The organism is Centipeda noxia ATCC 43541 (assembly GCF_000160555.1).
Taxonomy (GTDB): Bacteria; Bacillota; Negativicutes; order Selenomonadales; family Selenomonadaceae; genus Centipeda; species Centipeda noxia.
Genome location: NZ_GG749280.1, coordinates 451,822 through 462,512 on the forward strand (window position 1 = coordinate 451,822; position 10,691 = coordinate 462,512).

Annotated in this window: 11 protein-coding genes; 7 read left to right on the plus strand and 4 right to left on the minus strand. The window is 59.1% G+C overall.

The window, feature by feature from the left end; genetic code table 11:
• Positions 1 to 39: 39 nt before the first annotated feature.
• The gene (locus HMPREF7545_RS06115; protein ID WP_006694827.1) at positions 40 to 1,254 is read right to left on the minus strand and encodes a DUF819 family protein; all 1,215 of its coding nucleotides are present in this window, start codon (positions 1,252 to 1,254) and stop codon (positions 40 to 42) included.
• Positions 1,255 to 1,264: 10 nt separating this feature from the next.
• Entirely contained in the window at positions 1,265 to 1,696 is a 432-nt protein-coding gene (locus tag HMPREF7545_RS06120; protein WP_006694828.1) for an EamA family transporter, read from the minus strand.
• 184 nt (positions 1,697 to 1,880) lie between these two features.
• On the opposite strand from HMPREF7545_RS06120, the gene HMPREF7545_RS06125 reads away from it, so the two are divergent.
• The 3 genes from HMPREF7545_RS06125 to holA are packed head-to-tail and all read left to right on the plus strand — an operon-like array spanning position 1,881 to position 4,043.
• Positions 1,881 to 2,381 carry a GNAT family N-acetyltransferase gene (locus HMPREF7545_RS06125; protein ID WP_006694829.1) on the plus strand — a complete coding sequence of 167 codons (501 nt, stop codon included), beginning with the start codon at positions 1,881 to 1,883 and terminating at the stop codon, positions 2,379 to 2,381.
• Complete coding sequence (locus HMPREF7545_RS06130) at positions 2,374 to 3,000, plus strand: MBL fold metallo-hydrolase (RefSeq protein WP_006694830.1); 627 nt, start codon at positions 2,374 to 2,376, stop codon at positions 2,998 to 3,000. Before HMPREF7545_RS06125 ends, HMPREF7545_RS06130 begins: the two co-directional genes overlap by 8 nt.
• Complete coding sequence (gene holA / locus HMPREF7545_RS06135) at positions 2,997 to 4,043, plus strand: DNA polymerase III subunit delta (protein WP_006694831.1); 1,047 nt, start codon at positions 2,997 to 2,999, stop codon at positions 4,041 to 4,043. The genes HMPREF7545_RS06130 and holA overlap by 4 nt, the downstream gene beginning before the upstream one ends.
• 97 nt (positions 4,044 to 4,140) lie before the next feature.
• Here holA and pflA read toward each other — a convergent pair whose 3' ends face one another.
• Both pflA and pflB read right to left on the minus strand, forming a co-directional pair.
• Positions 4,141 to 4,911 (minus strand): pyruvate formate-lyase-activating protein, encoded by a 771-nt coding sequence (gene pflA / locus HMPREF7545_RS06140; RefSeq protein ID WP_006694832.1) that lies wholly within the window; start codon positions 4,909 to 4,911, stop codon positions 4,141 to 4,143.
• A complete protein-coding gene (gene pflB, locus HMPREF7545_RS06145; protein WP_040571273.1) occupies positions 4,898 to 7,147 on the minus strand; it encodes a formate C-acetyltransferase in 2,250 nt (749 codons plus the stop codon). Before pflB ends, pflA begins: the two co-directional genes overlap by 14 nt.
• Positions 7,148 to 7,425: 278 nt before the next feature.
• Between pflB and HMPREF7545_RS06150 the strand changes: the two genes are divergently transcribed.
• The 4 genes from HMPREF7545_RS06150 to HMPREF7545_RS10390 form a co-directional block, all read left to right on the plus strand.
• The gene (locus HMPREF7545_RS06150; RefSeq protein WP_006694834.1) at positions 7,426 to 7,980 is read left to right on the plus strand and encodes a flavodoxin family protein; all 555 of its coding nucleotides are present in this window, start codon (positions 7,426 to 7,428) and stop codon (positions 7,978 to 7,980) included.
• Between the two features lie 22 nt (positions 7,981 to 8,002).
• Positions 8,003 to 8,371, plus strand: coding sequence for a nitrous oxide-stimulated promoter family protein (locus HMPREF7545_RS06155; RefSeq protein ID WP_006694835.1), 369 nt, complete (start codon positions 8,003 to 8,005; stop codon positions 8,369 to 8,371).
• Positions 8,368 to 9,303, plus strand: a complete 936-nt coding sequence (locus HMPREF7545_RS06160; protein ID WP_006694836.1) for an asparaginase — start codon at positions 8,368 to 8,370, stop codon at positions 9,301 to 9,303. Before HMPREF7545_RS06155 ends, HMPREF7545_RS06160 begins: the two co-directional genes overlap by 4 nt.
• Before the next feature lie 348 nt (positions 9,304 to 9,651).
• The coding region (locus HMPREF7545_RS10390; RefSeq protein WP_006694837.1) for a TonB-dependent receptor plug domain-containing protein at positions 9,652 to 10,691 on the plus strand (1,040 nt) is incomplete at its 3' end.

A 10,691-nucleotide genomic window follows, 5' to 3' on the forward strand; every position in this document is an offset into this window, starting at 1 on the left:
CCCCGTACTTCACAAGTACGGGGGCTGTTTTATTGTGCGTCATGCGCCGAGTATACTGCCGACAATGATGCCGATATAAGTGCCGATCGCATAGCCGAAGGTACCGACGAGCATTGCGGGTCCGACGAGCTTGGTCCATCCCTGCGAGATTGCAAGTCCCGCCGCCGTCGTAGGTCCGCCGATGTTCGCGTTCGATGCAACGAGGATATCCTCGAGAGAGAAATTCAGCAGTTTTCCGCCGATCAGACAGAAGAGCATATTGACAACAACCATGATGAAGCAGAAGACGAAGAGCATGGGGGCATTCGTCAGGATCTCCATGATGGACGCGGGGACGCCGATGACGAAGAAGAACATGTAGATAAAGAACGTGCCGATCTCCTGTGCCCCATTCATCGAATTCGCCTGTTTCTCAAAAACGCTGGCAAAAATCATGGAGATAAGCGTAATCCAGACGTACTGGCTGCCGAGAAAGGTTCCGCCCATCTTTGACAGCCAGCTGCCGTCCGGCGGAACGAGCGCGCTGAGCGTCGCCCCGAGGAACTTTGAGATCGTCACAACAACGACGGCATACGTTACGCACATGGCAATGTCCCGCAGCGACACGTCCTTGCGCCCCCAGTAGGAGGCCGCGAGGGTTTTCCCCTCCTCTGAGACGCCGCTTTGCTCAACCTCATCGATGAGCGGATGCGGGTAGAACCTGCGAAAAAACGAATTGCCCGCAATGCCGAGAAGAATCAGGAAGTAGAGCGCCATATTGAGGTTGTCTGCGACAATCGTCGAGGAGACCAGTGTGCCGCTGACTTTGAACGCATCGGCAAGTGCGGTAAAATTGACGCCGCCGCCGATGTAGGAGCCCGTCATCATCGCTGCCACCTGCGGCAGCCCGTCGATGGAGGTGCGCAGCAGAACGCAGCCGATGACCGCGCCCGCGACCGTCCCGACGGAGCCGATGAGGAAGATGGCAAGCAGGCGGCCCGTCTCGCGCCAAATCCTGCGGATATTCGTCTGGAGCAGGAGCAGAGGAATAGCGAGCGGCACAACGTATCCCCAGACAATGTCGTCATAGAGGACGGCATGTGCGGGGATAATGCCCGTGTTGACGAGTGCGAGGGCAATGAGGAGAGCGATGACGGCCCCTGAGAGGCGCGAAGCCCATGCATACCGCTGCTCCAAATAGATCGACGCAGCGACCGCCGCCATCATGACGGACATGAGCACCCATGTGTTTTCCGGATGAATCAACGTATCCATGTATTCTCCTTTACGGAAATATTGCCAGAATCACCCCGCCTGCCGCGATCATTGCAATCGCGGCGGCGTGCATAAAACTAATCTGCTCACCGAAGACGAGGACGGCGATGACAACGGCAAAGACGACGCTCAGCTTGTCGATCGGAGCGACCTGCGAGACCGCTCCTTCCTTGAGTGCCATGAAGTAAAACAGCCACGAGAGAGCCCCCGCAATCCCGCTCAGCGCGACAAAGAGCAGCGCTTTCTTATCCGAAAGCACCTGCGGCAGATCGGAGACGTGTCCCTCTGCGATTACGACGCCCACGAGGAACACCGCCATGATCGCGGCGCGCACCGCCGTCGCTGCGCTGCTGTCAAGGCCTGTGAGCCCGATCTTGCCGAAGATGGAGACGAATGCCGCACAAAGTGCCGAGAGCAGTGCATAGATCAGCCATGTACTCATCGCCGTCCCTCCTCCCTGAAGGAAACACGGATCAATCCGGCTGCACAGGCCTTACGCATCCGTTGATCAGAGTTTTCTAAAAAACGTGATTTAGTATAGCATTATTTGGTCGATGCCGCAAACGCTTCTTTCAAAATTGCACGCAATCGTGTAAAATAGGCAGAAAGGGGGAGGCAGTTCACGTATGATACGACAGGCAGAGGAGCGCGACGTTGCAGAGATCCTGCGCATCTACGCAGCGGCGCGCGCCTTTATGCGCGCCTCGGGCAATCTGATGCAGTGGTCGGGCGGCTATCCGTCGGAGGAGATCGTGCGCAGGGACATCGCAGATCATGTGAGCTGGGTGCTGGAAAATGAGCGCGGGCATCTCTATGCCGTCTTTGCCCTCATCCCAGGCGACGACCCGACCTACGCATACATTGAGGGCGGCGCATGGCGCGACACCTCCCCCTACGCCACGATCCACCGCGCGGCCGGCGACGGCACCGTGCGCAGCGTGTTCCGCACCCTGTTGGACTTCGCACGCATGCGGTACGATCACCTGCGCGCGGATACCCACGCAGACAATATCCCGATGCAAAACGCTTTTTTGGAGAACGGCTTCGCCTACTGCGGCATTATTTACCTCGCGAGCGGCGACCCGCGCCGTGCCTATGAATGGACAAAGGAGAATACGGATGATTGAGTGCATGACCGTCGGCGACATGATCCCGACGAACTCCTTCTTTTATATTGACGATGAGACGAAGCACGGTTTTCTCATTGATGCCGGCGCCGAGGGCGACCGCCTCGCCGCGCATGCAGAGGAAAAGGGCTGGACGATCGAGCGTCTCCTGCTCACGCACTGCCACTTCGACCACATCGGCGGCGTCAGCGACTTCCTGCGCCGCATCCCCTGCCCCGTCTATGCAGCCGAGGATAGCCCGCGCTACTACGCCGATCCGAACTGGAATCTCTCCGCGTGGGGCAGCGGCCCCGTCACCCTCTCGGATGTAAAGACGTTCGCAGATCGGGAAATCATCACGCTCGCGGCAAATCCCGAAATGTCGCTCGAAGTGCGTTACTCCCCGGGGCATACGACGGATTCCTGCATCTTTTATGCGGCGCGGGATCACGCTGCATTCGTCGGCGATACAATCTTCTGTGCGAGCGTCGGGCGCACGGATTTCCCGGGCGGCGATACACATGCGCTTTGGGAGAGCATTGCACGCGAGGTCTTTACCCTGCCGCCGGATACCGTCCTCTGCTCCGGGCACACGGAAGAGACCACGGTGGCCGCCGAGATGGCGCGTTACCGCCGATGAATTACGCGGACTTTATGGCGTCGCTCGCGCACGGCGATCTGCCGCACGTCTTTCTCCTCGCGGGCGAGGAGCCGTACTATACCGAACGCGCGGAGGAAGCGATTCTGCGCCGTCTCCTTCCCGTGCCCGAGGAGCGGGCGGATGCGCTCATCCGCTATGAGGAGATGCCGCCCCTCGACACGCTGATGGAGACACTCGAGACAGCCCCCTTCTTCACGGACAAGATGGTCGTCCTCGTCCGCGATGCCGCCGTCTTCCGCGCAGGAAAGAAAAAAGAGGAGGACGATGATGCCCCGGTGTCCAAGGATACCGTCACGGACCGGCTCGCCGCACTGCTCGCCGACCTCCCTCCGACGACCTATGCCGTCTTCACGCTCGGCGCAAAACCGGACAAACGGCGAAAACTTTACCAAACCGTCGAGAAGCACGGGCGCGTCCTTGAGAGCGCGCCGCTGCGTCCGTGGAACGTAGAGGGCTGGCTGAACGGACGGCTGCGCGAGATGGGCCGCTCGATGCATCCGCGGGCACGCGCATTCTTCCTGAACATCGTCAGCATGATGCAGACCATCTCGCTCGCATTCCTTGACCGCCAGCTGGAAAAGCTTGCGCTCTATACGGACAATTCCCAGTTCTCGGAGGATGATCTGCGCGCGGCGTTCTCCGAGATGCCCGAGGTCTCGGTCTTTGCCCTGACGGATGCGGTGAGTGCGCGCGATATACGGCGTGCGCTTGATCTGCTCGCGCGCTGCCGCGCGGACGGCGTGCACTTTACCGTCCTCCTCGTTCTCCTCACACGCCATGTCCGCCAGCTCTGGCAGGCAAAGCGTCTCCTGATGAACGGCACCCCGCCCAAAGGCCTCGGCAAGGTCATGGGGATGCACCCTTTCATCGCAGAGAAACTCAGCGGTCACGCCAAGGCGTTCTCCGAAAAAACGCTCGCGGATGCCGTCCTTGCCCTCGCCGATGCGGACTATCTGCTCAAGACGGGACAGGCGGGCGATGAGCTGATTGAGGATGTCGTGATAAAGCTGTGTAAAAAATAGCGTGCCGCCGGGAACGGGACGCTTGCCGCGATACATTCGGCATCAAAGAAAGCGGCTGCTGTACGAAGTTGGAAAGCTTCGTGCAGCAGCCGCTTTTTCAGTGATGTAAATAGCCCATATAATCCTTCACGCGCAGGATCTCCTCCGCGCGTGCAATCTCCGCTGCCGTCGGCGCGGGCGTCTCACCCAGCCGGTACGGCAGGTGCAGCTCCTCGTATTTATGGAGCGCCATCGCGTGATACGGCAGGACCTCTACGCGGTCCACCGTCTTGAGAAGGGCGATGAACTCCGACAGCCGCCGAAGGTCCGCCTCGTCTGTCGTTACGCCCGGCACCAGCACATGGCGAATCCACATCCGCACACCGCGCTCTGAGAGAAACGCAGCGAGCGTGAGCGTGTTCACATTCGATGCGCCGACGAGAGCGATGTGCTTCACGGGATCGATGTGCTTGATATCGAGCAGAAACAGATCCGTGAGCGGCAGCAGCTGCTCAAATGCACTGAGGAACGGTTCCTCATGCGTAAACGGCTCGCCCGCCGTGTCGATGGCTGTGGTCACGCCCTTTTCCTTCGCAAGGCGAAAGAGCTCTGTTACGAACTCCAGCTGCAGCAGCGGCTCTCCGCCGCTGACGGTGATGCCGCCCGTCTTTTTCCAGTAGGGACGGTAACGCATCGCCTGCTGAAAGATCTCCTCCGGCGACGCCTCATAGCCGCCCTCTGCTGTCCATGTCTCGGGATTGTGGCAGTACTGGCAGCGATAGCGGCATCCCTGCATAAAGACGATGAAGCGGATGCCCGGCCCGTCGACCGAGCCGAAGCTCTCCGTCGCACTGATGCGCCCTTTGATGAGGTTCTCACATGCGCTCATGGAAGGTACGTGAGATCACATCCTCCTGCTGCTCGCGCGTCAGGCTGATGAACTTAACGGCGTAGCCCGAGACGCGGATGGTAAAGTTCGCATACGCGGGATCCTCGGGATGCTCCATGATGTGCTCGAGCACCTCGCGGCCGAACACGTTCACGTTCAGATGGTGCGCCCCCTGATCGAAATAGCCGTCCATCGCGCTCACGAGATTCTTCACGCGCTCATCTTCATTGTGCCCGAGCGCCGAGGGATTCATGCTCTGCGTATTCGAGATGCCGTCGAGCGCCCAGTGGTACGGCAGCTTTGCCACCGAGTTCAGCGAGGCGAGCAGGCCGCAGCACTCCGCGCCGTAGCTGGGATTTGCACCCGGTGCGAGCGGCACCCACGCAGGGCGGCCGTCCGGCATTGCGCCCGTGTATTTGCCGTAGACAACATTCGATGTGATCGTGAGAATCGAGGTCGTCGGCTCTGCGTTGCGATAGGTGTGGCGCGCCTTGATCTTCGAGAGGAAGGTCTTGAGCACCCACTTCGCGATTTCATCCGCGCGGTCATCGTCGTTGCCGTAGCGCGGGAAGTCGCCCTCGATCTCGTAGTCCACAACAATGCGGTCGTTGTAGATCGGCTTTACCTTCGCATATTTGATCGCGGACAGCGAGTCGACCACATGTGAGAAGCCCGCGATGCCTGTTGCAAAGGTCCGCCGCACGTCCGTATCGATGAGCGCCATCTCCGCCGCCTCGTAGTAGTAGCGGTCGTGCATGTACTGGATGATGTTCAGGGCGCTGACATAGACATGCGCGAGCCAGTCCATCATGCGCTCGTATTTGATGATGACATTGTCGTACTCGAGATACTCTGTACGGATCGGACGGTAGGCAGGACCGACCTGCAGCCCGCTCTTTTCGTCCATGCCGCCGTTGATCGCATAGAGCAGGCACTTTGCCAGATTCGCACGCGCACCGAAGAACTGCATCTCCTTGCCCGTCTGCGTTGCCGACACGCAGCAGCAGATCGAGTAGTCGTCGCCCCACTCGGGCTTCATCACATCGTCGTTCTCGTACTGGATCGAGCTCGTGCGGATCGAGATGCGCGCCGCATAGTCCTTGAACGTCTCCGGCAGGCGCGAAGAATAGAGCACCGTGAGGTTCGGCTCGGGAGACGGTCCCATGTTCTCCAGCGTGTGGAGGAAGCGGAAGTCGTTCTTCGTCACCATGTGGCGGCCGTCCATGCCGATGCCCGCCATCTCGAGCGTCGCCCAGATCGGATCGCCCGAGAACAGCTCATTGTAGGACGTAATGCGCGCGAATTTCACCATGCGGAATTTCAGCACGATGTGGTCGATCAGCTCCTGCGCCTCCGACTCAGAGAGTATGCCGCGTTCGAGATCGCGCTGGATGTAGATATCGAGGAAGGTCGAGATGCGTCCGACGCTCATCGCCGCGCCGTTCTGCGTCTTGATCGCCGCAAGATAGCCGAAATACAGCCACTGCACCGCCTCGCGCGCATCTCGTGCGGGCGCGGAGATATCGTAGCCGTAGATTTCTGCCATCGCCTTCATGCCCTCAAGCGCGCGGATCTGCTCTGAGAGCTCCTCGCGCAGCTGGATGACATCGTCCGTCATCACGCCGTCGCCGTAATTCAGGAGGTCTTCCTTCTTGAACGCGATCAAATGATCGATGCCGTAGAGCGCCACGCGGCGGTAGTCGCCCACGATCCGCCCGCGCCCGTAGGTATCCGGCAAGCCCGTGATGATGTGGCTGCGCCGCGCCGCGCGGATCTCGTCCGTATACGCATCGAACACCGCCGCATTGTGAGTCTTATGATACTTCGTAAAGATCTCATGCAGCTTCGGACTCACCTTGTAGCCGTAGTTCTCGAGCGCCTCCTCTGCCATGCGAATGCCGCCGTAGGGCATGAATGCCTGCTTGAGCGGCTTGTCCGTCTGCAGGCCGACCACCTTCTCGAGATCCTTCATCGCAGGATCGATGTAGCCCGGGCCGTACGCCGTCAGATCGGAGACAATCTCCGTCTCCATATCCAGCACGCCGCCCTTGGCACGCTCCTCCTTCTGCAGTTCCTGCACCCGCGCCCACAGGCGATTGGTCGCGTCCGTCGGCGGCGCGAGGAACGTCTCGTCTCCGTCATACGGCGTATAGTTGCGCTGAATAAAATCACGGACGTTGACCTCTTCCTGCCAAACGCCCCCCTCAAAACCGTCCCAACTCTTGCTCTGCAGCATCGTATCCTCCTGTTCTGCCATAAAATCTCCATATTGACACCAACATAATACTTGAATCGGATTCACTTTTCAATACTTCTTGCAAAATAAATGGCATCAATATTATTCATTGCACATATAACTATTCTGTAAATAATACCAGGTCTCTTCGGAAAAACAAGTTTTCAGGCACTGTGCTCCTGTCCCCATATTCATTCTCATGGCGGCTGCTTGCATACGGCACGAAAATATGTTGTAATGGGTGCAGCAAACGATATCAACCAAAGGAGATTCGGCCTATGAGAAAATGGATCGTCATCTATTCATCTGTCACCGGCAACACCAGAGCCATCGCCGAAGAGATCGCGGAGACGGCGGGCGCCGACCTCTTCCGCGTGCAGGAAGGCCCGGCTGATCTCTCCGGCTACGACGTCGTCGCGCTCGGCTGCTGGCTGCGCCGCGGCGGTCCCGACGATCTCATGAAAGCATACTTGCCGCGCGTTACAAATGCGCGCGTCGTACTCTTCCAGACACACGGCGCAGACGTCGGCTCCGAGCATGCCGTCACCTCATTCGCACGCAGCGCCTACCTCCTCGGTGCGGGCTGCGAGATCCTCGGCACATTCTCTGCGCAGGGGCGACTCGCTCCCGCACTCATCGAACGCCGCAGGAAGGCCGCGTCCGACGATACGCACAACAGCCCCGAGGCACGCGAACGCTGGGAGCGCGCTGCCAACCATCCGAACGAGGAGGACCGCGCCGCCGCACGCGCATTTGTGCACAGGATGGAGCACAAGATGGATCTCCTCGAGAAGTTCCGCCGCGCACAGGAGGAGCGCAAACAGCACCCATAAATGCATCGACGAAAGGAATCCCATGGACACCGAAAAAAAACGCGCCCTCGAAGCTGATGTAATGGAGAAGATGATCGCCATCTACTGCCGCGGCAAAAAGCATGCAGCCCGCACACGCGCCCCGCAGGAGGCAGCGGCCCTCTGCCCGGACTGCCGCCGCCTCCTCGCCTACGCCCGCGAGCGCGTTGTCCGGTGCCCGCGCATGCATGTAAAATCCTTTTGCTCCGTATGCCCCGTCCACTGCTACTCCGCCGATATGCGCGAGCAGATCCGCGCCGTCATGCGGTACAGCGGGCCGCGGATGCTCCTCCATCATCCGCTCATGACCTTTCATCACATATGGATCGACTACAAGGCGCGCAAAAACGAGAAGAAAGGACGTCCCTCGTGAAGAAAATCCTCCTCCTCGCCACCGGCGGCACCATTGCCTCACGCGAGACCCCGCACGGTCTGCGTCCTGCGCTCGCGGCTGCGGATATGCGCGCAGCCATCGGCGCTGAGGACGCCGCGGTCGAGGTCATCGACCTCCTCGCCCTCGACTCGACCAACATTGCCCCGTCTCATTGGCAGATGATCGCGCGCAAAATTGCAGAGTGCCGCACATCATACGATGGCTTCATCGTCACACACGGCACAGACACGATGGCATATACCTCTGCCGCGCTCTACTACATGCTCGAGCACATCGACCGCCCCGTTGTCATCACCGGCGCGCAGCGTCCGCTCGGCATGCCCGATTCCGATGCCAAGAGAAACCTGCGCCTCGCCTGCCGCACTGCATGCAGCTCCTTCGCGGGTGTCTGCATCGCGTTCGGCGGCCGCCTCATCCACGGCAATGCCGCGAAGAAGATGTATTCCCTCGCCGACGATGCCTTTCGCAGCATCGGGCGTCCCGACATTGACCTCGAAGCGCCGTCCGCACCCGCAGGCCCATTTCGTCTGCGCGATGCTCTCGACACACGCGTTGCCGTCATACGCCTCTATCCCGGCATGAAGCCCGTCACGATCGACGCACACATCGCGTCGGGTTATCGCGGCATCATCCTCGAAGGCTACGGGCTCGGTAGCGTCCCCGGTGACAATGCTGAGGAGAGCTTCCTCCCAACACTCGACCGTGCAAAGACGCATGCCTGCACCATCGTTCTCACAACGCAGTGCATCTATGACGGCGCAGACATCACGCACTACGAGGTCGGCGTCCGCGCAGCAGAGCTCGGCGCCCTCTCCGGCGGCCTCCTCCCCATCGAGGCCCTCTACGCCCGCCTCATGATCCTTCTCGCCGAGACGCCGGAGGGCAAGATAATAAAAGCCCTCACAGAGTGATCCAATGCAGAGCCAAAGGAAAATATAATTAAGCTTTCATAAATCTCATATATGAGAAACACCCCGTTCTGAATTGAACGGGGTGTTTGCTTTTGATATGAACGTCCATTCATGCTTTTTTATTAGAAAAGAAAATTCAAAAAATAATATGTAAAATACTTGTAATGAATCCCATTCGCCTTTATAATACTCCTGCGCGAATCTAACTCGATTATCGTTTTCATTTAAGTTATCTCACAGATGATTGAATTTGCTTGCGCAGCCTGCGGGAGATGCAGGCCGGTATGTGAAACAGCGCTCCGAACCTGAGGATCGGAGCATCGTCTGTTTATTGTAGAAGGAGGACACATGATCAGGAAAAAGAGTCGGCGCTCTCTGCGCCTGCTCTCCTATGCGATCACGGCATGGCTTTCCATGCCTGCCGCCGCATGGGCAGCGGAATCTCAGCCGGGCGAAACAAGCGTCTCAACGGCAGACATTCACGTGGAAGCGGATGCCGCAAAGGAAGAGGCGAAGTACGAATCCCAGCAGAAGGCCATCATCACAAAGGAGGACATTGAGAAGAAACAGGCGAAGTCCGTTGAGGAGATCATCTTCAGCGAGACGGGGGTCTCACGTACAGTGGACGCGATGGGCCGCGTCGGCGTCTCCATCCGCGGTGCGGAACCGCGCCATACGCTCATCCTCGTCGATGGTCAGCCCGTCATGGGAGATTTTGCAAAGTATTACGGTGCAGCGGACGAGGTCATGCGCCTCGGCACGGAGAACGTCGAGCGCATCGAGATCATACAGGGCGCGGCGAGCGCAAAGTACGGCTCGGATGCGATCGGCGGCGTCGTCAACATCATCACGAAGAAGGCGGGCAAGCAGCCCGCAGTTCAGTTCAATGCGGAGGGACGCACGGCGAAAAAGGACGAGCTGTTCCCCTACCGCAATGTGTTCCTGCGCGCGGACTCGGGCGCCGTGGGCAAAATCCAGCTCGGCGTCTACGGGAGCAAACGCGACATCATGCCCGTCTATGCCGACGAGGCCCGCGTGAAGACAGGCATGTCCACCTACGTCACGGATTTCGAGGACAACAGCCTGCGCTACTACGGCGACGCGACGAATGTAGGCCTGATCGGCAGCTATGAGGCGAATAAAAACAATACGTTCAATTTCCGTCTGGAGCGCTACACAGAGGATCTGAACCGCTACGTCAAGCGCACCGATTCCATCATGGAGCCGCAGCAGCACTACAGCCGCAAGTCAGGGCGCAACACCTACAATGTCGGCTGGAAGGGGCGCAACAAGGACACGGACTGGAACATCGAGATCAACCATACCCGCCTCCTCGAGGACGATCTCACCCTGACCAGCAATTACGGCCGTTCTTCCTATACGGGGAA

Bases quoted from the DNA above. Each gene is read 5' to 3' on its own strand.
- HMPREF7545_RS06115 (WP_006694827.1), bottom strand. From the start codon at position 1,254: ATGGATACGTTGATTCATCCGGAAAACACATGGGTGCTCATGTCCGTC.
- HMPREF7545_RS06120 (WP_006694828.1), bottom strand. From the start codon at position 1,696: ATGAGTACATGGCTGATCTATGCACTGCTCTCGGCACTTTGTGCGGCA.
- HMPREF7545_RS06125 (WP_006694829.1), top strand. From the start codon at position 1,881: ATGATACGACAGGCAGAGGAGCGCGACGTTGCAGAGATCCTGCGCATC.
- HMPREF7545_RS06130 (WP_006694830.1), top strand. From the start codon at position 2,374: ATGATTGAGTGCATGACCGTCGGCGACATGATCCCGACGAACTCCTTC.
- holA (WP_006694831.1), top strand. From the start codon at position 2,997: ATGAATTACGCGGACTTTATGGCGTCGCTCGCGCACGGCGATCTGCCG.
- pflA (WP_006694832.1), bottom strand. From the start codon at position 4,911: ATGAGCGCATGTGAGAACCTCATCAAAGGGCGCATCAGTGCGACGGAG.
- pflB (WP_040571273.1), bottom strand. From the start codon at position 7,147: ATGCTGCAGAGCAAGAGTTGGGACGGTTTTGAGGGGGGCGTTTGGCAG.
- HMPREF7545_RS06150 (WP_006694834.1), top strand. From the start codon at position 7,426: ATGAGAAAATGGATCGTCATCTATTCATCTGTCACCGGCAACACCAGA.
- HMPREF7545_RS06155 (WP_006694835.1), top strand. From the start codon at position 8,003: ATGGACACCGAAAAAAAACGCGCCCTCGAAGCTGATGTAATGGAGAAG.